Origin of the sequence: Fertoeibacter niger (genome assembly GCF_009380135.2) — a bacterium.
Lineage (GTDB): Bacteria > Pseudomonadota > Alphaproteobacteria > Rhodobacterales > Rhodobacteraceae > Fertoeibacter > Fertoeibacter niger.
This window is the reverse complement of the sequence record NZ_WHUT02000012.1, coordinates 62,999-86,966: the sequence shown is the minus strand read 5'-3', so window position 1 is coordinate 86,966 and position 23,968 is coordinate 62,999. Positions and strand designations below refer to the sequence as shown.

Genomic DNA, 23,968 nt, shown 5'->3' with positions numbered 1-23,968 from the left:
TTATTCGACCGTTTCTGATGTCTGTTCTGAGGCCTCGCGGCGGGGCTTTCGGGTTGGTGCGGCGACCACCTGATCGGCAACAGGGGCCGGTTCTGCCTCCGGCTCCACATGCAGCGGGTCGTCCACCACATCGCCGGTCAGCGGCGGCAGACCCAGCACATCGCGGAACCGCTGCAAAAGCGACAGGGTGCGCGGCGACATTTCCTCGATCACGCCGGGCACATACTGCACAACCTGCAAGGCCAGCTCGCGGTCCTTGGCGTCGGGCAGCAGCAGCGGCAGGGTTTCGATGGCCCGCTCCTCTTCATAAGTCGCGATCAGGGTCTGCTGATGGATGATCATCGCCCGGCGTTCCGCCCCAAGGCTGCGGAACGGTTCGTCCTGCGTCAACACCCGGCTGGCGCGTTCCAGACGGTCGCGTCGCACCTGACCGCGGTTTTCCGCCAGCAGCACCAGCATGCGGATCACCGCTTCGGGGAAGCCGCCCAGTTCCATCGTCATCAGGGCCTGCGCCACTTCGGGCAGGCCGCGCAACTCGTCACTGGTCTTGAGCGTGCGGCGCGTCTCGTGGGTCTTGCCGAAGGCGCGGACCCAAGGGTTGCCCCACATCGTGTAGAAGGCCAGTTCGAACGTCATGTCGCGCACGTCGCGCATCACGTCGATCATCTGTTCGGTGGTCTGCACCCACAGCGCCTCGGCCGCAAGGAACGGGTTGTCGGGTGCGGCCTTCACGCGGGTCTCGCGCACCTTTTGCGCCATCGCCTCGACCGGCTTGACCATGGGGTTGCGCGACGAGGCCAGCGCCCGGGTCAGCCGCTGCGGATGCAGCGCCCGGCTCATCTCGGCGGCAGTCCCGGTGACGGCCGCCTTGATCATCGGGCGCAGCATCGTGTCATAGACCTGCGCCTGAATTTCCGACGCCCGCGCCACGGCGGCAAAGGACTGCTCATCATTGTGGCCGTCGTCCAGCCCGCGGATATCGGCGAAGGTGCGTTCCGAAAAGCCGACGGTGAAGTGTTTCTGCCCGTTCTTTTCCGTCACATCGACGATGGTCATCTCGTAAAGGCCGGGGGCCAGAGCCTCGATGGTCTTGAGGGTGGATGCCACTTCGGTATGTTCGCGGTTCGCGATGCCCGACGATACGAAAATCCCCAGATGCCCGACCTGATCGTGCACCATATAGACGATGCGCTGACCCCGGATGCGGATTTCCTGCACATCGGCATAGGTTTCGGCGATCCAGTTCAGCGCCTGCTGCGGCGGGGTGATGTTGTCGCCGTGGCTGGCGAAGACGATGATCGGCGCGCGGATCGCCTTCAGGTCAACCGGGCGGCCGGGCTCGATCCGGGCCTCGTTCTTGATCAGACGGTTGCCGACGAACAACTGCTCGACGATCCACTTGATTTCCGGCTCGTTCAGCAAGAAGAACCCGCCCCACCAGCGTTCGAAATCAAGGAACGTCTCGTCGCCCTTGTCGATGTCGCGGAAGAGATCGGTATATTTGCGGAACAATGTGCGCGACGGGTTCATCTGTTCAAAGTTCTGCACCAGATGCGCGCCGTCAAAGATGCCGCCGCCAAGGTCGGACAGCAGCATCGGAATCCACGTGCCGCCCAGAACCCCGGCGTTGTAGCGCATCACGTTCTCGCCCACCTTGCCCGACCACGGGGCAACCGGCGCACCGTTGATCACGACCGGCCCGGTCAGGTCGGGGTTGGTCGCAGCCAGCAGCAGTGTGGCCCAGCCCCCCTGACAGTTGCCGATGACCACCGGCTTGGCCGACTCGGGGTGCCGGCGCATCACCTCGCGCACAAAGGCCGCCTCTGCGCGGGTGACGTAGGACAGGAATTGCCCCGGCTCAGGCTCGCGGCGGAAGGCCACGAAATACACCGGATGGCCCTCGCGCAGCGCCACGCCCACCTGACTGTCCGACTTGAACCCGCCAATGCCCGGCCCGTGACCCGCGCGCGGGTCGATGATGACATAGGGGCGGCGGGTGTCGATGATCGTCACACCTTCGGGCGGCAGGATGCGCAGCAGCATGTAGTTCGACGGGAACGGCAGGTCGGCGCCATCCATCACGATCTCGTAGTCATAGACCAGCACCGGCGGGCAGCCTGCCTCTTCATGCTGCAAGAAGATGTCACCGCGCTTGCGCAGTGTATCCATGCTCAGAACCGCGCGTTCGGTCGCATCCCGCACATAGTCGCGCCAGGCCTGGACAAGGCCACCGTTGGCCTGATTGTCGCGCAGGGCCTGCATCAGCGCCTCGGCCTTGGCGACCGAATCGCGGGCGCGGGCCGAATGGGTGTCCGAAATCCGCTGCGTATGGCGCTGCGCGGCGGTGGACAGGATGTTCGATGTGGCCGCAGTGGCGGTCAGCTCGCGCTCCATTGTTTCCATCGTGCGGCGCATCACGTCCAGCACATCGCCTTCCGGGCGGGGCACGGCGGGCTGGCGGGCGGGATCGAACATGTCGAAAACGTTGACCATGGCAGTCTCCTTACGCGGTGATCGAGAAGCCGCCGTCGATGTCATGCACACCGCCGGTCAGATTGCGCGCCTCGTCCGAGGCAAGAAAGGCGCACATCGCCCCCACATCCTCGATCGTGGCCAGTTGGTGTGTCGGGGCGCGCTCGGACGCGGCCGACAGAAGCTCGTCAAAGTGGTCGATTCCGCTGGCGGCCCGGGTTTTCAGCGGCCCGGGTGACAGGGCATGCACGCGGATGCCTTGCGGCCCCAGTTCTGCGGCGGTGTAGCGCACCACGCTTTCCAGCGCCGCCTTGACCGGACCCATCATGTTGTAGTGCCGCACCACACGCGACGACCCGAAGAACGACACAGACTGACAGCACCCGCCCTGGGGCATCAGCGGCTCTGCCAGCCGGATCATCCGCACGAAGGAATGCACCGAGACATCCATCGCCAGGGCAAACCCTTCGGCGGAACAATCGACGACCCGGCCCTGCAAGTCGGCGCGCGGCGCAAAGGCGATGGAATGGATCAGCGCGTCAAGCCGCCCCCACTGCGACGTGATCTGGTCGAACACCGCCTCCAACTGCCCCGGCACCGACACATCCAGCGGCATCATGATCGACGCCCCCACCTGTTCGGCCAGCGGGCGGACATGGGGTTCGGCCTTGTCGTTCAGCCAGGTCACCGCCAGATCGGCCCCTTGGGCCTTCAGCGCCTGCGCGCAGCCCCAGGCGATGGAATGCTCGTTTGCAATGCCGACGATCAATGCAGTCTTGCCAGCCAGCGAAAACATGGTCACCCCTTCGGAAAAATACGATTCCTGCGCTTGGCTTACCGCGCGCGGGTTTCAGATAAACGACACTTTTGCTGCATTGAGTGCTCGGCTGCTTTATTCCCGCTTCGTGCCCGATTTTCCGGAAGGGTTGAGCGTGCAATCCGGTCCGGCCAATTGCGCGCGATCTGACGACAGCACATGTCGCGGTTGATCGGCCCCATCTGCGGTCGTTGGCAAAATATCTGAAGGCGGCCGTCCCAAAGGGGCCACCGGAGCTTAGGCGCTTCGCTGCCGCACCTTTGACCGGGCAAAGCGTAGCAAGGCAGATGAACCATGGCCACATCCATCCGCCGCTGCGGCTTCTGGGTGCGTCAAAGATGGCGCGGAACCCGGCGATGGATGACCCGCCGCAATGCGCTTGCGCTGATCGGTCGGGCCCATGATGGTTTGGCCATTTGCGGCGGCTTTGGCGGCAGTTACTGCCCATCGGTGCGGCCTTTATAGTCAGGACAAGATCGAAATGCAGCGCTCTTGGGGGTTGACGCGACAAGCCCGGCCAACCAAGAATCGGCTTGGCCCCAGCGATGCAACGGGCGGAATGTGTGGCATTTTGCCCGATGATGACCAAACAGGGCCTATGGAAAAGCTGACAGCACTGTGGCGTGGCGACCTGCGCCTTGATGATGCCTTCTGGACATGGGCCGTGTTTGGGGGGCTGCTGGTCAACCTCACGACCAGCATCGCCTTCCTGGTGCTGCTGTCGATGGATCAACCCTGGCCAGCCCTGATCGTGGGCTATGGTTTCTCGGTTCCCTACAATGTCGTGGCAGTTGTCGGCGTCTGGCGGTCCGCTGCACGCCACGATCCGCCACACCGGCATGGCGACCTGGCGCGGGCGGCGGTGGTGATCCTGATGACTGTGCTGAGCCTGACATGAGACATCACGGCAGGAAACCGCGACCGATACCCCCTTGTCGCGCAAGACCATTTCCGCGCCCGCAGCTTTGATCCGCAGGACATGGCGGTGTCTTTGCTGCGGGTTTTTGCTGCCCGCCGGCCCTGCGTCGCCGGGGCAAACGCATTGTGAACCGCCAGTGGCGGCCTGCAAGCCCGGTGCAACACGCAAGTCGCCGCTCGGCTTGCGGTCAACCCGATGCCCGCAACAGCTTAGCCAGAGAAGAGGAAGTGCAGGACGTCGCCGTCCTTCACCTCATAGGTCTTGCCTTCCACGCGGAACTTGCCGGCCTCTTTCGCCCCCGCCTCGCCCTTGCCCGCGATGTAATCCTCATAGGCAATCGTTTCCGACCGGATGAAGCCCTTCTCGAAGTCGCCATGGATCACGCCCGCCGCCTGCGGGGCCAGCATGCCCTTGGTGATCGTCCAGGCGCGGGCCTCTTTCGGGCCGACGGTGAAATAGGTGGACAGGCCCAAAAGCGCATAGCCCGCCTTGATCAGCCGGTCCAGACCCGCCTCGTGCAGGCCCATCTCCTCCAGGAACATCGCGGCCTCGTCGGCGGGCAGCTGGCTGATCTCTTCCTCGATCCGGGCGGAAATCACAACGGAAGCCGCACCCTGCGCCGCAGCCATCGCCGCCACACGGGCCGACTGGCTGTTGCCATCGGCCGCACAGGATTCCTCTACATTGCAGACATAAAGCACGGGTTTCGAGGTCAGCAGTTGCAACAGACGCCATGTGCGCTGGTCATCTTCGGCCACTTTCACGGTGCGGGCGGGCTTTCCCGCCTCCAGCGCCGCAAGGGCTGCGCGCAGCAGCCGGTCCTGGTCCAGACTGTCCTTGTCGCCGCCCTTCAGCTTGCGGGCGAGGTTCGCCAGCCGCCGCTCGATCGATTCCAGATCGGCCAGCATCAGTTCGGTTTCAATGGTTTCGGCATCGGCCACCGGGTCGATCCGGCCCTCGACATGGGTGATGTCGCCATCCTCGAAACAGCGCAGCACATGGGCGATGGCGTCACATTCCCGAATGTTTGCAAGGAACTGGTTGCCCAGCCCCTCACCCTTCGAGGCGCCGCGCACCAGTCCCGCGATGTCAACGAACGTCATCCGCGTGGGGATGATCTGCTTGCTGCCCGCAATCGCCGCCAGCTTTTCCAGCCGCGCATCGGGCACCGCCACCTCGCCCACATTCGGCTCGATCGTGCAGAACGGAAAGTTCGCGGCCTGTGCGGCAGCGGTGCGGGTCAGCGCGTTGAAGAGCGTGGATTTCCCCACGTTCGGCAGGCCGACAATCCCCATGCGAAAGCCCATTGCATTCTCCGATCCAAGGTTTGCAGGGCTTTTAGGCAAGCCCCCGCCCCGGCGCAAGCACCGCTTTGCCACGCGCGGCAGGCTGTGACAGGCCATTGATTTTCCGCCCCGCCTGTCGCACAGACATGAAAAGCATCAAGGACAGGCGGGCGGGGACATGACCAGAATTGACACGACTTTCGCTCGGCTGCGGGCCGAGGGCAAAAAAGCCTTTGTCGCCTATATCATGGCGGGCGATCCGGATGTCGAAACCTCGCTGGCGGTGATGCAGGGCATGCCCGGCGCGGGGGTGGACATCATCGAGCTGGGCATGCCCTTCACCGATCCGATGGCGGATGGCCCCACCGTGCAACTGGCCGGGCAGCGCGCGCTGGAAGGCGGACAGACGCTGGCCAAGACACTGGATATGGTGCGCGCCTTCCGTGAGGGCGATTCCGAAACCCCGATCGTGATGATGGGTTATTACAACCCGATCTATTCCCGTGGGGTGGATGTGTTTCTGGCCGAGGCGAAAGCGGCGGGCATCGACGGGCTGATCGTCGTCGATCTGCCGCCCGAGGAGGATGACGAGCTGTGCCTGCCCGCGCAGGCGGCGGGGTTGAACTTCATCCGGCTGGCCACGCCGACAACCGATGCCAAACGCCTGCCCAAGGTGCTGCAAAACACCAGCGGCTTTGTGTATTATGTCTCGATCACCGGGATCACCGGGGCAGCGGCGCCGCAGCCTGCCGATGTGGCCCCCGATGTGGCGCGGATCAAGGCGGCCACAGACCTGCCTGTCATCGTGGGCTTTGGCATCACAACGCCCGACGCGGCGCGCGGGATCGCAGGCATTGCCGATGGCTGCGTGGTGGGATCGGCCATTGTCAAAGAAATCGGCGCGGGCAAGCCTGTGGCCGAGGTGCTGGCCGGCATTGCTGCGCTGGCGGCGGGGGCACATGCGGCCTGAAGGCTGAGGTCTGCAACGGCCGCATGTTCCCGCCGCGGCCCGCCATCACGGCGGGAACCTGCGGCTGCGATCGGCGGCACGCTTCGCAATGCCTGTGGTGGCACAAACCACCGGCAAGCGCGCGAGACGCCTTCGCCCTGCCAGTTGGCCATCAGGGCGCTGATCCCGGCGCAGCGCCCCCCCGTTCAGCCCTGCGGCAACAGCGCCGTTATCACCTGCAACAACTCGCCGCGCCGGATCGGTTTGGCCACATTGGCATCCATGCCCAGCGCCAGATATTCCGCCACCTGATGCCGCATCGTGTTCGCAGTCAGCGCGATGATCGGGGTGCGGCGCAGCCCGCCGCTGGCCTCGGCGGCGCGGATGGCAGCTGTTGCCTCCAGCCCGTTCATGCCCGGCATCTGCACATCCATCAGGATCACATCGGGGGTGCGCGCGGCCCAGGCCTCCAGCACGGCATGGCCATTGCCCACGATGTCAAGCCGCAGGTCGAACCGTCGCAGCAGGCTGCGCAGCACAAGCTGGTTGGTGCCGTTGTCCTCGGCCGCCAGAATGTTCAGCCGTCGATGCCGCAGAAGGGCGGCAAACTCTCGCTCCGGCTCGCCCTGCCCCACCAGCGGCGGAGGAACCGTGGGCGTGACGTTCAGGCGGGCGACAAAGGTGGTGCCAAAACCGGGATGGCTTTGCACCGTGATGTCACCGCCCATCAACCGGCAGAACTGCCGCGCGATCGACAGGCCAAGCCCGGTGCCGCCATGCTGGCGTGACACCCCCGCCCCCGCCTGCGCATAGGGCGCGAACAGCTGCGCACAGCGGTCAGGCGGAATGCCCGGCCCGGTATCGGACACGGTGATGCGCAAGCTGGCCCCCTGCCCCGCGCTGATCTGGTCAACGATGACCCGCACCGCGCCGCGTTCGGTGAATTTGATCGCGTTGGAAATCAGGTTGCCCATGATCTGCCGCAGCCGCGTCGGATCACCGATCACCCAGCCCGCCGCACCGGCCCCCAGCCGCACCGAGAAATCGAGCCCCTTTTCCTGCGCCTTCAACGCATGCAGCGCGGCCACCGACTGCACGGCGGCGGTCAAATCGAAAGGCAGCGATTCGATCTCGAACTTGCCGGCCTCGATCTTGGACAGATCAAGTATATCGTTGATCACGCTGTGCAAAAGATCGCCGGAGCCCAGTATGACCTCCAGCATGTCGCGCTGCACCGGGGCCAGATCGGTTTCCAGCAATGCGGTGGTCATGCCCAGCACGCCGTTCATCGGGGTGCGGATCTCGTGACTCATGCTGGCCAGAAAGATCGACTTGGCGGCATTCGCTGCCTCGGCCTGCGCGCGGGCGGCCTCCAGATCGGCGGTGCGTTCGCGCACGGCGCGTTCCAGCGCCTCGGCCTGTCGGGTAAGCGCCTGATTCGCCTCGTAAAGTTCGCGGCTTTTCGCCTCCAGCAGCGCCTCGGCCTCTTGCCGGGCGCGCTTTTCCCGCTCATACCGCCCACGCGACACCATGGCCGAAGGTTCCGCCGGGGCCGGGTTTTGCAGCGGAAAGCGGGGCGGTGGTTCGGTCATGATGGTGGTCAGGCGGCGAGGGTGATGGTGAATTCGGCCACGGATTCACCCGGACGCGACAGATCGCGGCGTTCGATCACGGCGGCCCGGCCGAAATGGTCAAGACAGCCCTCGACCAGCCCATGACAGAAATCCGACAGCGGACGGGGTGAACGGTAGGTCAGGCGCAACACGCGGGGCGACAGGCGTTCGGTTTCGAACGTGGGCAGTTCGACATCGGGGTATAGTTTGCGCACCTCGACATGCACCTCGCCCTCGATGGCGGCCAGCATGGCCAAAGCATCGGGCTTGTCACGGAAGAACGCAGGGTAAGACACCACGAAACGTTCGTGCATCCAGCGGCCAAAGGCGCGTTGCAGGTCATTTTCCGGCGCGCCGGTATGGGCGCTGAACGCCTGCACCAGCGTCATCAACTCGGCACAGGGATAGTTGCCCACCGCCGAATAGGCCCCGCCCGAAGGCAGGTCGCAACTTTCGATGATGTCATCAACCGCCTCTTCGCCCATGGCCTGTTCGGCCATCTGCAAGAGTTCGACGAAAACCATGCCCTTCATTCGTCCCCCATCGTGCCACATTGCCCGCTTCACCCTAGCAGCGCCAGAGTTAAGCCTTGTTTAATCTGCGCAGGATTGATCTTGCCTCCCCTCATTGGTAAACAAAATTGACCGATCCGCGCATAGGGTGCCCCATGGCCGTCATCACCTGCATCGAAGACCTCAAACGCCTGCACCGCAAGCGCGCGCCAAAGATGTTTTATGATTATGCCGAAAGCGGCAGCTACACCGAACAGACCTTCCGCGACAATACGGGCGATTTTGCGGCGCTGCGCCTGCGGCAGAAGGTGGCGGTCGACATGGCGGGCCGCAGCACCGCCAGCACGATGATCGGCCAGCCAGTCACAATGCCGGTGGCGCTGGCCCCGGTGGGAATGACCGGCATGCAATGCGCCGATGGCGAGATCAAGGCGGCGCGGGCGGCAGAGGCGTTCGGCGTGCCCTTCACCCTGTCCACGATGTCGATCTGCTCGGTCGAGGACGTGGCGGCGCAAACCGCCAAACCCTTCTGGTTCCAGCTTTATGTCATGAAGGACGAGGAATTTGTCGATGGCATGATCGACCGGGCGAAACGGTCGGGCTGTTCGGCGCTGGTGCTGACGCTGGATTTGCAGATCCTGGGCCAGCGCCACAAGGATCTGAAGAATGGCCTGTCTGCCCCGCCCAAGCTGACCTTGCCGGTGTTGCTGGATCTGGCGACGAAATGGCGCTGGGGTCTGGGAATGCTGGGCACGAAACGCCGCAGTTTTGGCAATATCGTGGGCCATGCCAAGGGCGTGGGCGACACGTCCAGCCTGATGAGCTGGATATCGGAGCAATTCGACCCGATGCTGGACTGGGCCAAGATCGCCCGCATCCGCGACCAATGGGGCGGAAAACTGATCCTCAAGGGCATCCTTGATGCCGACGATGCCCGTTTGGCTGCTGATTTCGGCGCCGATGCCATCATCGTGTCGAACCATGGCGGGCGGCAACTGGATGGCGCGGTATCGGCCATCCGCATGCTGCCGTCGATTGTCGCGGCGGTGGGCGACAGGATCGAGGTGCATATGGACAGTGGCATCAGGTCGGGTCAGGACGTGCTGAAGGCACTGGCGCTGGGGGCGCATGCCACCCATATCGGCCGCGCCTTCATCTATGGGCTGGGGGCGATGGGCGAGGCGGGCGTGACCAAGGCGCTGGAAGTGATCAGGAAAGAGCTGGACACCTCGATGGCGCTGTGCGGCGAAAAGAACGTGCAGGCGCTGCGGCGCGACAACCTGCTGATCCCCAAGGGCTTTGCGGGCGACTGGGAGTAGCGGTCAGACGAACCGCCGCACCAATGGCAGGCGCTGCAACACCATGGTGCCGATGACCGAGGCCAACAGGGTAAACAGGCCGATGGTGGTCCGGTCGGTGTCGGTGCCCAGAAACTTGAACGCCACCAGCATGAAGAACGGGTGCACCAGATAGACGCCAAAGGCGAGGCCGGCCAGAACGGTGGCCCATGCGCCTTTCAGGTTCCAGCGCCACAGCGCCTCGAACAGCAGGGCCACGATGATCATCTGGACAGACCCGAAACCCGGCTCGATCAGATATTCGCCAAGGCTGATGATGCCGGCGGTGGCGACCGGCAGCGCCACCATGTCAAGCCGCCGGGCCAGCGCGGCAATGGCGCCATAAAGGAACAGGGGCAGAGAGAACGCCCATTGCGGCAACGGTTCGTTGAAAGCCCCGCTGTTTTCCACCCAGGCAATCGGCAGCGACACCCATGCCAGCGGCAATGACAGCGCAATCAGCCCGCCGCAGGCCAACCAGACGGCGGCGGGTGTGCGGATCGTCCGCGCCATGGGAGGGATCAGCACCAGCGCGATCATCACGAAGGGCAGGAACCACAGATGCAGTGACGATCCGATCAGCAGGGTGAACGGGTCGATCTGCCACCACGGGCCTTCATCATCCGTCACCCAATGATGCACGAAGAAATAGACCACCGACCAGAACAGCCAGGGCATCGCGATGCGCCGCGCCCGCGACAGCCAGAACCTGCGGGTGCCCGTATCGGCTGGGCTGGCCCGTTCATAGGATTGCACCGCCAGAAACGAGGTCAGCATCAGAAAAAGCGCCAGCGAGACATAACCGATGTCGGCATAGGGCGCGCGGGCATGATCCCAGACGATGCCCGCCGCCGCCAGAAAGCGCGCAAGGTCGATGGCACGACGGTAGCCGATGGCCTTGGCCACCGGGGCTGCGACAGCGGCCGGGGCAGCGGCATGGGCCGGAAAATGCGTCATGTCAGCCAAATCTCTGTCCTCAACCGCCGGGGTGCTTTGCCGTTCTGCGTCATGGCTGCACCCCTATTCTGGCAACAATGCGGTCATCTGAGGGCAATTCCTGCAAAACCCACATCAAAGCGCCGCCAATTGTCGGCAAATCGGCGCTGATGTGGTGCGAGAACCGCGCTTACAGCATCCCCGGCAACACCTGATCGGGCGGGCGGTGGCCATCGGCGAAGGTCTTTATGTTGATGATCACCTTTTCGCCCATCTCGATGCGCCCCTCGACCGTGGCCGAGCCCATATGCGGCAGCAGCACCACATTGGGCAGTTCGCGCAGGCGGGGGTTGATCTCGTGCCCATGTTCGAACACATCCAGCCCCGCCCCGGCAATCTCGCCTGCGCGCAGCCCGCGTGTCAGCGCGTTTTCATCGATCACCTCGCCGCGCGAGGTGTTGACGATCACCGCCGTGGGCTTCATCAGCTTCAGCCGCCGCGCGTTCATCAGGTGAAAGGTTGAAGGCGTGTGCGGGCAGTTGACGCTGATGATGTCCATCCGGCTGACCATCTGGTCAAGGCTTTCCCAATAGGTCGCCTCCAGTTCCGCCTCCACCTCGGGGCGCAGGCGCTTGCGGTTGTGGTAATGGATCTGCATGCCAAAGGCACGCGCGCGCCGCGCCACCGCCTGCCCGATGCGCCCCATGCCCAGAATGCCCAACCGCCGCCCGCCGACGCGCCCGCCCAGATGCGCCATCGGCGACCAGCCGCGCCACTCGCCCGCCTGCATTTCCGCCAGCCCCTCCGGGATGCGTCTTGTGACCGACAGCATCAGCGCCAGCGCCATATCCGCCGTATCTTCGGTCATCACGCCCGGTGTGTTCGACACCAGAATGCCGCGCTGCCGGGCAGTGGCCACGTCGATATGGTCAACCCCTGCGCCGTAATTGGCGATCAGCTTCAGCTTGTCACCCGCCTGGCCCAGCAGGCCCGCGTCGATCTGATCGTTCAGACAGGGCACCAGCACGTCGGCACGGCGCATCGCATCGGCCAGCTCGTCACGCGACATCTTTTCGTCGGGGTCGCGCAGGTCAACGTCGAACAATTCCTTCATCCGGGTCTCCACGACCTCGGGCAAGCGTCGCGTGACTACAACACTCAGGCGTCCTGCGGGCATGTCACCCCTCCCTGCACTTCCAAAGCTGGCCTCTTGGTGGCAAGGTGACGCCAAGCGGGGCATTCCACAAGCCCCGGAAAGTGCCGCCGAACCGGCGGCGAGGCAAGCAGCCACCCCGAACGGGTGGCAGAGGGCAGGACAGGATGGCACTGACAAGGCTTGCGGCTGTGGCCGCTGTGGCTCTGCTGGCATGCAATGCCGCTCTGGCGCAGGAGGCGGAGACGTCGCCCGATGATGCGCTGCCCGCCGACATCACCACCGTTGCCGCCCCGCCGGAGCAGCCGCGCGACCCGAACCGCGGCGCTGTCACCAACCTGCCGCTGCCGCGCTATGTCACGCTGAAAACCGCCGAGGGTAACGCCCGGCGCGGCCCCGGCCTGTCGCACCGCATCGACTGGGTGTTCACCCGCGTCGGCATGCCGCTGCGGGTGACGGCGGAATATGAAAACTGGCGGCGTGTGGAAGATGCCGAGGGCGCAGGCGGCTGGATGCATTATGCGCTGCTGTCGGGCACCCGTTCGGTGCTGATCGCGCAAGACATGGCCGAATTCCGCAGCAAGCCCGCCGATGAGGCCCCCGTGCTGATGCAGGCAGAACTGGGCGTGGTGGCGCGGCTGATGGAGTGCAGCACCGACTGGTGCCGCGTCAGCGTCGAGGGTGAACGCGGCTGGCTGCGCAAACCGGCGCTGTGGGGGGTAGAGCCGGGCGAAGTGATCGAATAGGGGGCGTTGGCGGCACGGGTCGCACAGGCCGCTGACCCCTTCCGTTCGGGCGATCCTCGCTTTCGGCGCAGCGACGCGGCCAGCCAGCGCGCAGCACCACCACTTGCGGCAAAGCGGGCATCAGCCGCAGCGACAACCGCCCGGCGCGGGCACGCGCCACCCTTCCCCCGCCGCTGCGAGACGTTCGCGCTTGCCGCCATGCCCTGCCCTGCGATAATTCCGCCGCATCGCAGCAACGCGGATACCCCCATGGCCATCCCCGATACCACCCGCCTGAACCTGTCGGCAGGCGCAGCCTCGCTGGTCGTCGCCGCCTTGCTGGTCGCGCTGAAGCTTTGGGCGATGGGCGAGACCGGATCGCTGGCGGTTGCGGCCTCGCTGGCGGATTCGGCGATGGACCTGATGATGTCGCTGGGGGCGATGGCCGCCATCCTTTATGCCGCCAAGCCTGCCGATGATGACCATGCCTTTGGCCACACATCCGCCGAGGATCTGGCCGCGCTGGGGCAGGCGTTGTTCATCCTCGTGTCAGCGGGCATCATTGCCTATGCCGCCGTGGCGCGGCTGGTCGATCCGGCCCCGGTGCCGCTGGCGGCGCAGGGCCGTGGCATGGCGGTGATGGCGCTGTCGGTCGCGCTGACCATTGCCCTTGTGCTGTGGCAAAGCCGGGTGGCCCGGCGCACGGGCAGCCGCGTGGTGCAGGCCGACCGGCTGCATTATCTGGGCGACCTTCTGCCCAACATCGGGGCCATCGTGTCGCTTTATGCGTCGGCCCGGTTCGGTCTGGGGCAGATCGACAGTGCCGTGGCGCTGGGGGCGGCGGCGATGCTGGCGCTGGGGGCCTTGCGCATCGGCAAGGGCGCGTTCGATGCGCTGATGGACCGGCGGGCCGACCCTGCGGTGATCGAGGGCATCGCCACACTGGCCCGCGAATGGCCGGGGGTGCGGGGGTTTCACGACCTGAAAACCCGCTCGGCGGGCAGCCGCATCTTCGTGCACCTGCATATCGAGCTGGACGGCGACCTGACGCTGCGCGAGGCGCATGACATCGGCGCGGGCCTGCGCCGCACCATCCTGCTGGCCTATCCGCAGACCGATGTGATCATCCACAAGGATGTGGCGCGGACGTAACCCTGCGCAGGTCAGGGCCGCCCGACGAATTCGAACGAATAGCTGCGCTTTGCCCCCTCGGGCGGTGCGGGAAAGGGTGCCGCGCGGCGGATATGATCCAGCGCCACGGCATCCAGTGCGGGGGCACCCGAACTGCGCAACACCTGAACACCAGCGAGACCGCCCGAGTCGGCAATGGTAAAGCCCACCACCACCGTGCCGCGCGCGGGCGCTTTGGGTTTTTTCGTGCGACTGATCTGGCGCAGCACCTGACCGCCATAATTCGACGCCCTGGCATTGCCTGCAACCTTTCCCGCAGCCTTGGCCTTGCCATCGACCGAAGCGCCATCTGCCGCGCCCTCGGCGGCGCCGCGCCGGTTGTTCACCTCTTGATCGCCGTCGGTGGTGGCTGCGGGCTTTTGGGCGGCCCTTGCTGCGGGCCTTTCCGGTTCCACCTGTTTCTGAACCACCTGTGCGGGGGCGGGCGACGCGGCTTTGGCCACCCGCCGATCCTCTGGCGCGGGGCGCGGGCGGGGGCGGGGCGTGTCTGGCCCAGCCTCTTGTGCGGCGGGAAGGTCGGGCAAGGGTTGCAGGACCGTGGGGGGCGGCGGGGCGGCGGGCGTGGCCTGCGCAGGGGCCAAAGCACCCGACTGCGGCACCAGCGCCGACACAACGTTGGCCTGCGGCAAGCTGGGCGTGGCACCGACAGGAGCCAGCATTGGCGCGCGAGCCAGTTCAACGGGCGCGGTTGTTGTCACCGGCGCTGCTGGCACAGCCAGTGGCCTTGTGGCGTCAGGCGCGGTCGGGGCGGCGGTGGGTGCGGTCAGCAGGGTTGGCGGGGGCGGTGTGACGGCCAAAGGCATGGCCTGAGGGGTGGCGGGCGGCGTTGCGGCTTGCACCTCGGGCATCAGACTGGGCACCGGCTGCATGTCGGCAAAGGGGGTCGGATCAGGCGGCGCTGCGTCCCCGTCAGACCGTGCCATCAGCGCGTCAAACGCAGCCCCGGAAATCAACGAGACTTCCACCCCGGCGATCTGGGGCTGTTCATCATCCGCAAAGAACAGTCCGCCAAGGGCCACCCACAGCACGGCCCCCGCATGGGCGAGGCTGGATGCCGCCAGCCCCACCGGAAACCGGGCCGGGGCAGCAAGGGCAGCCTGCCCGCGCATGGATTGCCCTGTGCTGATGCCGAGGCAAGGTAGCGGCGGGGCAGGCGAGGGCGACACTGGCAGGGGCCATGCAGTTGCCGTCAAACCGGCAGGCGCTGCTTGGGCCAAGTCTTCGGCAATGGCAGCAAATGCCGGTGCGCCACGCGGCCCGTTCACCGCATTGGCCGCAAGTGGCGCGGCCCCCAGCGGGCGCGGTGGCCCGCCGGCGACAGCCCGGCGGGCGGACAAGGCGGGCGCATTCTGCCACAGCCGGTTCCGGGCCAGCATCACCGCCATGCCATCACCCCGAAATCCCCATCGCCACCCGCGAGCTGACGGTCAGCCCGGCCATGCAGGCCCCCGTTGCCAGCCCCGCACCTTCGCAGGAAGTTGCGGCGTTGATCAGCACCTGCCCCAGCGCCGCACAGCCCGTATCTGGAAGGTCGAACTGCCGCACCCGGCGGCGGTTCTGCGGCAAATCCTGAAAGTCGAGCAGGGTCAACCGTTCCACCCCGCCATCCGGGGTGAAGAACACCGCCTCGAACACCGCCGAGGCCAGATCGGCGCCCAGCCGGTTTTCGGCCACAAAGATCAGGCGGCAGGCCCCGCCCGCATCCTGCACCGCGTTCAGATCAAGCACCAGCGCGGCAGAGGCTGAGGCGGGCTGCACCGCACCGCCCCCCGCCCCTGCCGCGCCGCCTGCCTGCGCACCGGTCAACGGAGCATCCTGGCCCCAGACGGGGGCTGCCGCACACAGCGCCAGCCCCAACCCCATTGCGCGCAACACGGCCATCTTACCAATCCAGCGTCTTGGCCAGCGACAGCTTGAACGTGCGCCCCGCCGCGTTGTCTTGCACCAGATTGTTGCGGTAGGTGCTGTCGAACACGTTTTCCACCGCGAAATTCACGTTGAAGCCCTTGAACGCCCCCTGATCCGGCGTCCAGGTGACAAAGATGTCGTGCGTGTCATAGCTGCCCGCCGATGTCGTGGCCGAGGAAGTGGTGATCGCGTCGTAATAGCTGGCACGCCAGCCCAGCACGGCATCCCACTGCGGCAGTTTTGCACCCAGCGTCAGCGCCACGTTTTCCGCCGGTGTGTCGGCCAGCGTCAGGCCGGTGTCCTTGTCCTTGCTTTTCACATTGGAATAGGCCAGCTGCGCGAACCAGTTTTCGGCATCATAGCTGCCCTCGATCTCTGCGCCCCAGATTTCCGCCGCGCGGATGTTGGAATAATAGGCCACCGGCGTCAGCCCCGGCGTGGGTGAGGTGGGCCGGGGTGTCGTGGCGATCAAGTCATCCACATCGTTGTGAAACACCGTGGCTTTCAGCTGCAGCGAATCGCCTTCGGCCAGCAGCCCCTCGCGCTGGAAGGTGGCCCCCAGTTCAAACGTGGTGGCGGTTTCCTTTTCCAGATTGAGGCTGGGCAGACGGGCTGCCGAATAAAGCCCGGTCGTGCGCGAGAAGCTCTCGCCTTCCGACGAATAAAGTTCATCCAGCGTGGGCATCCGTTCGGTGCGCGCAACGGAACCAAAGACGCCCCACGAGTCGTTGAATCTATACATGGCCGCCAGTTTGGGCGACACAGCGGTGTCATCCTGCGCGGTGGCCCCTGCCGCCGCAGCCGCCGTGCCGGGCGTCGTTTCGCCGAAATCCACGCGGATGCCGGGGATCAGGGTCAGCCGGTCATTCCAGACAAACTCGCCCTGCGCATAGAGGCCCAGCTTGCGGTCGGTGCCCTCGGGGTGGAAGGCCAGCGCGCCGATCGAGGATGACGCTTCACGCTCCTGCTCCTGCAGCTGCACGCCGAAGGTCAGGTAGTTATCCCACGCCCCGCTGCTGATGTCGGCGGTGTTTTCTACCTTCAGGCTCAGGGTCTTGTAGGCCGCGTCATTGTCGCACAGCACCTGGAACGTGCCGGGGCTGCAGAAGGAGCCGAGGCTGAAATTCGTCTTGTCCACCGATGTGTCGGTGTAGGACAGGGTCACATCCAGATCGACAAGCGGGTTGGCAGATGCCGCGTGGTTGTAGGCCAGGGTGAAGGTGTCATCCACCGTATGCACATCGGCCGTGCCAAAGGACGGCACCGCAGCGCCGCCGGTCTGGGCCACCACGGTATCATCCAGATCGCTGTCGCTGCGCGAGAAGGACAGGGTCACGGATTGGTCGGCGTCATTGCCAAAGGTGAAGCGGCCCTTGGCCAGCCCCGACACACGGTCATAGCCCGACCCCAGGATCTCCGCGCCGCTGCCATCCTCGCTGGCACCCGAACTGCCCCAGTTCAGCGCGCCCAGAAATTCGGCATTCTCGCCCACACGGGTGGCAAAGATGGTCGAGGCCAGCATCCCGTCGCCGTTGCTGTCATAGCCCAGCTTGAACCGCAGCGCGTTGTCTGACCCGTCCACCAGGAAATCCGACGCATCCTTGGTGGTGAAATTCACCACGCCGCCGATGGCGCCCGAGCCGTAAAGCGTTGATGATGCCGGGCCACGCAGCACTTCGACCCGCTTGAACAGTTCAAGATCGCCAAAGAACGACCCCATCCGGTATTGTTCGAAGAATTTTGGCGCGCCGTCGACGGTGACGATGATCCGCGCCTCGGACGCGGTCTGTTCGGTGTTGCCGATGCCGCGGATGTTGAACGCCTGCCCCAGCGCCCGGGCCGAGGCCCCGGCCGCCTGAACACCCGGCACGGCGGCAAACAGATCGCCGATGCTGGTGGCCTGCTCGCGGTCAAGATCGGCCTGTTCCAGCACGCTGACCGCCTGCGGCGTGTCGATGGCCACCTTGGCCGTGCCGGTGCCCAGAATCAGCCGCCCCAGCAGGGTGAACAGGCCCTCGTCCTGGTCCTGCGCGGCGGCGGGTGTGGCGGCGAGCATAGCGCCCAGTGCAACGGTGGAAAGTAGACGCCCCAAAGGCGCCCGGATTTGGCCAGCAGACATGCGGTTCCCCAGAATTGTTTCTGCAAAGGGGCTGGCGGCAGGAGCTGGCGGGTGCAGGGATTTCTTGACTTGATCTGTCAGGAAAAGGCTTCTAGATACTCCGACAGAAACTGTCAAGTATCGCCCGCGCTTTAGGCCGGGCCACGCGCTCCAGCCCCGCCCCCCCCTTGGCCCGCCAGACACGCGCCCGCCACAAATGTTGTGAAAGGAACCGCGCCGATGGCTGCCGATCTTGTGCCTGCCCCGCTCAGCCCCGCGAAGATTCGCCTGCTGCGTGCCGAGAACCCGAAACCCCGCGCCCGCGATTTTGCCGCCCTGCATGGCATATCCGAGGCCGCCCTGGTGGCCGCCTTTGTGGGCCACGGCACCACGCGGATTGATGCGACCGTGGACCTTTTGTTCCCGCTGATCGGCACGCTGGGCGATGTGATGGCGCTGACGCGCAATTCATCTTGCGTGCATGAACGGCGCGGCAGCTACACCCCGTTTCACGGCGGCGCGCATGCGGCGATGGTGACGGGCGACGAGATCGACATGCGGATGTTCCCCGCCCATTGGGTGCATGGGTTTGCGGTCGAGGAAAACAGCCCCGAGGGCGCGAAACGCAGCCTGCAAATCTTTGACGCCCATGGCGATGCGGTGCACAAGGTGCATCTGAAACCGGAAAGCGACCATCTGGCCTTCATCACGCTGGTCGAGACGCTGCGGGTGGCCGAACAGTCCGACACAGTCGCCACCACCCCCCGCGCCGCCCCCGAAGGCCCACGGGCAGACCCGGCCCGCGCCGACGACCTGCGCGCGGAATGGGGCCAGATGACCGACACGCATCAGTTTCTGAAACTGGTGCGGCGGCTGAAGATGAACCGGCTGGGTGCCAACCGTGTGGTGGGTTCGCCCTTTGCCCTGCCGCTGGAAACTGGCGCGGTCACGGCGGCGCTGCATGCCGCGGCCGATGGCAAGGTGCCAGTGATGATCTTTGTCGGCAATCAGGGCTGCATCCAGATCCATGGCGGGCCGATCGAAAAGGTGGTGCCGATGGGGCCGTGGATCAACGTGATGGATCCGCGATTCAACCTGCATCTGCGCGCCGACCATATCGCCGAGGTCTGGCTGGTGACGAAACCCACCCAGCGCGGCGATGCGGTGTCGGTCGAGGCCTTTGACGCGGATGGCGAATTGATCGTGCAGATCTTCGGCTACCGCAAGAACACCGGGCCCGAGGCATGGCAGGCGCTGACCGCCACACTGCCCCGGCTGGCGGTCGAGGTGATGGCATGATGTGCCGTCTGAAACCCTCGGTCGGCGGGTTGCATCTGGTGCTGACGCTGGCGCTGGCGGGCGCATTGTTCCTGGCCCCCGCCGAGGCGCAGAACCGCGCCGAGCGTATCGTGTCGGTGGGCGGATCGGTATCCGAAGTCATCGCGGCGCTGGGGGCGGCTGACCGGCTGATCGCCCGTGACAGCACGACCAATTATCCCGCCAGCCTGCTGGCCTTGCCCGATGTGGGCTATGTGCGTGCCCTGTCGCCCGAAGGTGTTCTGTCGGTTGGCCCCGATCTGGTGATCGCCGAGGCGGGCGCAGGCCCGGCCGAGGCTGTGGCAGTGTTGCAGGCCGCAGGCGTGCCCTATGTGGCCATCCCCGAAGATCCCTCGGCGCAGGGCGTGCTGGCCAAGATCGCCGCAGTGGCGAGTGCCATCGGCCTGCCCGAAGAGGGCAAGGCGCTGGCCGCCTCGGTTCAGGATGGTTTTGCCCGGGCTGCGGCACAGGCCGCCACGGTGACTTCCCCCAAGAAGGTGCTGTTCGTGCTGTCAATGCAGGGCGGGCGGATCATGGCGGGGGGCCAGGGAACATCGGCAGAAGGCATCCTGCATCTGGCGGGGGCCACCAATGCCGCCACGGGCTTTGAGGGCTACAAGCAGATGACGGATGAGGCGGTTCTGGCCGCCGCCCCCGATGTGATCGTGATGATGGACCGCGAGGGCGATCATGCCATGTCCGATGCCGATCTTTTCGCACACCCGGCGCTGGCCAGCAGCCCTGCCGCCGTCAATGGCGCGGTGATCCGCATGGATGGCATGCTGCTGCTGGGCTTTGGCCCGCGCACCCCCGATGCCGCCATGGCGCTGAATGCAGCCCTTTACGGCAGGGGCTGAGCCGATGGTGGCCCTGCCCTTTGCCCGCAGCATGCCGGGCGACCGTTCGGCCCGGGCGGCAATGCTGTTCTGGGTCTTGCTGGCCGCACTGGGGCTGACGGCGCTGCTGTCGGTCGGCACCGGGGCCTCGGGCGTGTCGGTGCCGCAGGTGCTGGGCGATCTGTGGGCCGGGCAGCCGATCAGCACGCGCGACCGCGTGGTGCTGCTGGATATCCGCCTGCCGCGCCTTGCCATGGGTGTGCTGATCGGGGCGGCGCTGGCGGTATCTGGCGCGGTGATGCAGGGGCTGTTCCGCAACCCGCTGGCCGACCCCGGCATCGTGGGTGTAGGGGCGGGCGCGGGGCTGGGCGCGGTATTCGCCATCGTGCTGGGCGGGCTGTTGCCCGCATCCGTGGCGGCGGTGGCGGGCAACCATCTGGTCAGCCTTGCGGCCTTTCTGGGGGGCTGGGCCTCGACCCTGCTGCTTTACCGCGTGGCCACGCGGCGGGGGCAAACCTCGGTGGCGACGATGCTGCTGGCGGGCATCGCCCTGGGTGCGCTGGCGGGGGCTGTGACGGGGATACTGGTCTATCTGGCCGATGACCGGCAATTGCGCGACCTGACCTTCTGGGGCATGGGGTCGCTGGCCGGGGCAAGCTGGGCCAAGCTGCTGACGGCGGCCCCGCTGATCCTGCCCGCGCTGGCGCTGGCGCCGCTGCTGGCGCGCGGGCTGAACGGACTGGCTTTGGGCGAGGCCGCGGCGGGGCATATCGGCCTGCCGGTGCAGCGCATCAAGCTGCTGGCCATTCTGGCTGTGGCCGCCGCAACCGGGGCCTCGGTCGCCGTGGCGGGGGGGATCGGGTTCATCGGCATCGTAGTGCCGCATCTTCTGCGGCTCGCCTCCGGCCCCGATCACCGCTGGCTGTTGCCCAACGCCGCGCTTTTGGGGGCGATCCTGCTGGTGCTGGCCGACATCATCGCGCGGCTGGTCGTGGCCCCCGCCGAATTGCCCATCGGCATCGTTACCGCCACTTTGGGCGCGCCGGTGTTTCTGTGGATCCTGCTGCGCCGCAGGGGAATGATGGATCTGTGACATGCTGACCGCCACCACCCTGACCGTGACGCTGAGCCACACAACCATCCTGCATGGCGTCAATTTCACCGCCCGCCCGGGCGCGCTGACGGCCATCGTGGGGCCGAACGGGTCGGGCAAGACCACGCTGCTGCGCGCGGTGACGGGCGAGATACCCTCCACCGGCCCCGTCACGCTGAACGGCCACGACATCCGCCGCGCAAAGGCCTGGGAACTGGCCGCCATCCGCGCCGTGCTGCCGCAGGCCACGCCGCTGGCCTTTCCCTTCACCGTGGTCGAGGTGGTGCGGCTGGGCCTTGCGTCGGGTATCGACGCCGCCCGCCATGGCATCGCGGCGCAGGCACTGGCCCGCTGTGGCTTGCAGGGCTATGAGGGCCGACTTTATCAGGAACTGTCGGGGGGCCAGCAGCAGCGCGTGCAACTGGCCCGCGTTCTGGCGCAGGTGTGGCAACCCGTGGCACAGGGGCACCCCCGCTGGCTGTTTCTGGATGAACCGGTCTCCAGCCTCGACATTGGCCATCAGCTGCTGGTGATGCAGATCGCCCGCGACTTTGCCGATGCGGGCGGCGGGGTGGTGGCGGTGATGCATGACCTGAACCTGACCGCGATGTTCGCCGATTCTGTGGCGCTGATCGCCGAGGGCCGCGTTCTGGGGCAAGGCACGCCTGCCGCCGTTCTGACCGACGGTTTGCTGACGCAGGCCTATCGCTGCCGCGTGCGGGTCAACACGCCACCGGCAGCGGGCACGTGGCTGCTGCCACATGCGGCATCACTGGCGGCGGAATAGGCCAGTTTCAGCCCTCGAACCCCGGCTTTTGCGACCAGGCCCAGGCATCGCGGATCATCTGCGGCAGGGTTGATCGTTTCGGCTCCCACCCCAGGTCGCGCATCGCGCGGGCCGAGCCTGACACCAGCGCCACCGCATCGCCCGCCCGCCGGTCCCCCAGCACGATGGGCACCTCGCGGTTGGTCACGGCGCGCGAGGCCTCGATCACCTCGCGCACCGAAAACCCCGATCCGGTGCCAAGGCAGAACACGCCATCGCCCTGCCCGTCCAGCAGCCGGCGCAGGCCCAACACATGCGCCTCGGCCAGATCCATCACATGCACATAGTCGCGGATGCAGGTGCCGTCGGGCGTGGGGTAATCGGTGCCGAACACCGTCAGCGCCGCGCGCTTGCCTTCAATCGCATCCAGCATCAGCGGGATCAGATGGGTTTCGGGTGTGTGCTGTTCGCCCACCTCGCCGTCCGGGTCGGCCCCCGCCACGTTGAAATAGCGAAAGATCACATGGTTCAGCCCGTAGGCCGCGCCGAAATTGCGGAGCATCTCTTCAATCGCCAATTTCGAGGCACCATAGGCGTTGATCGGGCGCTGCGGTGTATCCTCGTCCAGCAGCACGCCGTCCTGGTCGCCATAGGTGGCGCAGGTCGAGGAGAACACGAAATTCTTCACCCCCGCCGCGACAGTCGCCTCAAGCAGGTTCAGCGCGCCGTTCACATTCACCCGCCAATAAAGCCCCGGATCCTGCATCGACACGCCCACCAGCGAGAGCGCCGCAAAATGCATCACCGCCACCGGGCGATACTGCGACAGTGCCGCATCAATTGCCGCGCGGTCCATCAGATCACCCTGCACGAAGGGGCCGAACTTCACCGCCCCGCGCCAGCCGGTTGCCAGATTGTCAAAGGCCACCGGCACAAAACCCGCGTTCCGCAAGACCTTGCAGGCATGCGCACCGATATAGCCAGCCCCGCCCGTCACCAGCACATGATCCGCCATCACACTACCCTGCCACTGTCCCGTTTCCGCCTTCCGCCTAGCCTGAAAAGCGGTGCCTGTCGAATGTCCGCCACGCGAAATCCACGCGCTGCGGACACAGCGCCACAGCCTCAGCCCTTGGTTTCCGCCGGGTTCGGTGTCACGGCGCGGCGCTTTACCCGTGCCTCGCGCCAGGTGATATAGCTGATGGCCGCGATGATGACCCCGCCACCCAGCAGCACGAAACCGTCCACCCCCTCGCCAAACACCAGCGCGCCCAGCGCCGTGGCCCAGACCAGTTGCAGAAATGTCACCGGTTGCGTTACCGTCAGCGGTGCCGCACGAAACGCCCGTGTCATGCAGTAATGCGCCAGCGTGGCAAAGGCGGCCACCAGCGCCAGCCAGCCCAGTTGCACCGGCGTCACCGGCACCCAGACCCACAGCGCAAAGGGCAACAGCACCAGCGTCACGGCGAATGACATCATCGCCACCACGGCCCCTGCCCCGGCACGCTCGCTCAGCCGCTTGGCGATCAGGTAGGAACCGGCAAAGAAAAACGCCGCTGCGATCTGCGCCAGATGGCCGTCCGTCACCTCGCGCACACCCGGGCGCAGGACAATCAGCGCGCCCGCCACGGCCACGCCGATGGCTGCCAGACGGCGAAAGGCCAGCGCCTCGCCAAAGAACAGTGCCGCCCCCAGCGTGACCAGAACCGGGTTCAGATAGCCGATGGCCGTCACCTCGGCCACCGGGATGCGCGCCATGGCGTAAAACCAGCAGACCACGGCGCAGGCATGCACAAAGCCCCGCAGCCCGAACAGCCGCAGCGCGCCGGGGGCAAAGCCACCCCGCAGGATGGGGATCAGCGCGGGCAACAGGAACACCCCGCCAAAGGCAAAGCGGATGAAGGCGGATTGCGCGGTGGGCAGATCGGTGCCCAGATAGCGCACGATGCCGGTCACGGCCACGAAACACAGGCCCGAGGCCAGCATCCAGCCAATGCCTTGCAACGTGCGGGTGGGCGGGGGCGGGTTCATGCTGCGACC

21 protein-coding genes are annotated in these 23,968 nt (G+C 66.0%); 9 read left to right on the top strand and 12 right to left on the bottom strand.

The window, feature by feature from the left end:
- Both GEU84_RS17495 and fabI read right to left on the bottom strand, forming a co-directional pair.
- Entirely contained in the window at positions 1-2,493 is a 2,493-nt protein-coding gene (locus tag GEU84_RS17495; protein ID WP_152828356.1) for a DUF3141 domain-containing protein, read from the bottom strand.
- 10 nt (positions 2,494-2,503) lie between these two features.
- A complete protein-coding gene (fabI, locus tag GEU84_RS17490; RefSeq protein WP_152828355.1) occupies positions 2,504-3,268 on the bottom strand; it encodes an enoyl-ACP reductase FabI in 765 nt (254 codons plus the stop codon).
- Positions 3,269-3,887: 619 nt separating this feature from the next.
- Between fabI and GEU84_RS17485 the strand changes: the two genes are divergently transcribed.
- Positions 3,888-4,187, top strand: a complete 300-nt coding sequence (locus GEU84_RS17485; protein WP_152828354.1) for a hypothetical protein — start codon at positions 3,888-3,890, stop codon at positions 4,185-4,187.
- 230 nt (positions 4,188-4,417) lie between these two features.
- Here the strand turns inward: GEU84_RS17485 and ychF are convergent, their stop codons facing one another.
- Complete coding sequence (ychF, locus tag GEU84_RS17480) at positions 4,418-5,515, bottom strand: redox-regulated ATPase YchF (RefSeq protein WP_152828353.1); 1,098 nt, start codon at positions 5,513-5,515, stop codon at positions 4,418-4,420.
- Positions 5,516-5,672: 157 nt separating this feature from the next.
- Between ychF and trpA the strand changes: the two genes are divergently transcribed.
- The gene (gene trpA, locus GEU84_RS17475; RefSeq protein WP_152828352.1) at positions 5,673-6,464 is read left to right on the top strand and encodes a tryptophan synthase subunit alpha; all 792 of its coding nucleotides are present in this window, start codon (positions 5,673-5,675) and stop codon (positions 6,462-6,464) included.
- Between the two features lie 185 nt (positions 6,465-6,649).
- Here the strand turns inward: trpA and GEU84_RS17470 are convergent, their stop codons facing one another.
- Positions 6,650-8,035, bottom strand: coding sequence for an ATP-binding protein (locus tag GEU84_RS17470; RefSeq protein WP_152828351.1), 1,386 nt, complete (start codon positions 8,033-8,035; stop codon positions 6,650-6,652).
- Between the two features lie 8 nt (positions 8,036-8,043).
- Positions 8,044-8,589, bottom strand: coding sequence for a heme NO-binding domain-containing protein (locus tag GEU84_RS17465; RefSeq protein WP_152828350.1), 546 nt, complete (start codon positions 8,587-8,589; stop codon positions 8,044-8,046).
- Positions 8,590-8,723: 134 nt separating this feature from the next.
- On the opposite strand from GEU84_RS17465, the gene GEU84_RS17460 reads away from it, so the two are divergent.
- Positions 8,724-9,887 carry an alpha-hydroxy acid oxidase gene (locus tag GEU84_RS17460; protein ID WP_152828349.1) on the top strand — a complete coding sequence of 388 codons (1,164 nt, stop codon included), beginning with the start codon at positions 8,724-8,726 and terminating at the stop codon, positions 9,885-9,887.
- 3 nt (positions 9,888-9,890) lie between these two features.
- Here the strand turns inward: GEU84_RS17460 and GEU84_RS17455 are convergent, their stop codons facing one another.
- Both GEU84_RS17455 and GEU84_RS17450 read right to left on the bottom strand, forming a co-directional pair.
- Entirely contained in the window at positions 9,891-10,862 is a 972-nt protein-coding gene (locus GEU84_RS17455; protein ID WP_152828348.1) for an acyltransferase family protein, read from the bottom strand.
- Between the two features lie 169 nt (positions 10,863-11,031).
- Positions 11,032-12,018: a 2-hydroxyacid dehydrogenase gene (locus GEU84_RS17450; protein WP_152828347.1), complete on the bottom strand. Its 987-nt coding sequence runs from the start codon at positions 12,016-12,018 to the stop codon at positions 11,032-11,034.
- Positions 12,019-12,161: 143 nt separating this feature from the next.
- Between GEU84_RS17450 and GEU84_RS17445 the strand changes: the two genes are divergently transcribed.
- Complete coding sequence (locus GEU84_RS17445) at positions 12,162-12,740, top strand: SH3 domain-containing protein (RefSeq protein WP_152828346.1); 579 nt, start codon at positions 12,162-12,164, stop codon at positions 12,738-12,740.
- Positions 12,741-12,989: 249 nt separating this feature from the next.
- Complete coding sequence (locus GEU84_RS17440; protein ID WP_152828345.1) at positions 12,990-13,871, top strand: cation diffusion facilitator family transporter; 882 nt, start codon at positions 12,990-12,992, stop codon at positions 13,869-13,871.
- Between the two features lie 11 nt (positions 13,872-13,882).
- On the opposite strand, the gene GEU84_RS17435 is transcribed toward GEU84_RS17440, so the two are convergent.
- The 3 genes from GEU84_RS17435 to GEU84_RS17425 form a co-directional block, all read right to left on the bottom strand.
- A complete protein-coding gene (locus GEU84_RS17435; protein WP_152828344.1) occupies positions 13,883-15,019 on the bottom strand; it encodes a TonB family protein in 1,137 nt (378 codons plus the stop codon).
- Positions 15,020-15,299: 280 nt separating this feature from the next.
- Positions 15,300-15,791 carry a hypothetical protein gene (locus GEU84_RS17430; protein ID WP_152828343.1) on the bottom strand — a complete coding sequence of 164 codons (492 nt, stop codon included), beginning with the start codon at positions 15,789-15,791 and terminating at the stop codon, positions 15,300-15,302.
- 1 nt (position 15,792) lies between these two features.
- Positions 15,793-17,874 (bottom strand): TonB-dependent receptor domain-containing protein, encoded by a 2,082-nt coding sequence (locus tag GEU84_RS17425; protein WP_241427747.1) that lies wholly within the window; start codon positions 17,872-17,874, stop codon positions 15,793-15,795.
- 282 nt (positions 17,875-18,156) lie between these two features.
- Between GEU84_RS17425 and GEU84_RS17420 the strand changes: the two genes are divergently transcribed.
- The 4 genes from GEU84_RS17420 to GEU84_RS17405 are packed head-to-tail and all read left to right on the top strand — an operon-like array spanning position 18,157 to position 21,949.
- The gene (locus GEU84_RS17420; protein ID WP_152828341.1) at positions 18,157-19,215 is read left to right on the top strand and encodes a hemin-degrading factor; all 1,059 of its coding nucleotides are present in this window, start codon (positions 18,157-18,159) and stop codon (positions 19,213-19,215) included.
- Positions 19,212-20,090: a heme/hemin ABC transporter substrate-binding protein gene (locus tag GEU84_RS17415; protein ID WP_241427746.1), complete on the top strand. Its 879-nt coding sequence runs from the start codon at positions 19,212-19,214 to the stop codon at positions 20,088-20,090. The genes GEU84_RS17420 and GEU84_RS17415 overlap by 4 nt, the downstream gene beginning before the upstream one ends.
- 4 nt (positions 20,091-20,094) lie before the next feature.
- Positions 20,095-21,162, top strand: coding sequence for a FecCD family ABC transporter permease (locus GEU84_RS17410; protein ID WP_152828390.1), 1,068 nt, complete (start codon positions 20,095-20,097; stop codon positions 21,160-21,162).
- A gap of 1 nt (position 21,163) precedes the next feature.
- The gene (locus GEU84_RS17405; protein ID WP_152828340.1) at positions 21,164-21,949 is read left to right on the top strand and encodes a heme ABC transporter ATP-binding protein; all 786 of its coding nucleotides are present in this window, start codon (positions 21,164-21,166) and stop codon (positions 21,947-21,949) included.
- Positions 21,950-21,956: 7 nt separating this feature from the next.
- Here the strand turns inward: GEU84_RS17405 and galE are convergent, their stop codons facing one another.
- Both galE and GEU84_RS17395 read right to left on the bottom strand, forming a co-directional pair.
- Entirely contained in the window at positions 21,957-22,943 is a 987-nt protein-coding gene (gene galE, locus GEU84_RS17400) for a UDP-glucose 4-epimerase GalE (protein WP_152828339.1), read from the bottom strand.
- Between the two features lie 110 nt (positions 22,944-23,053).
- Entirely contained in the window at positions 23,054-23,959 is a 906-nt protein-coding gene (locus GEU84_RS17395; protein WP_420899288.1) for a DMT family transporter, read from the bottom strand.
- Between the last annotated feature and the right edge of the window lie 9 nt (positions 23,960-23,968).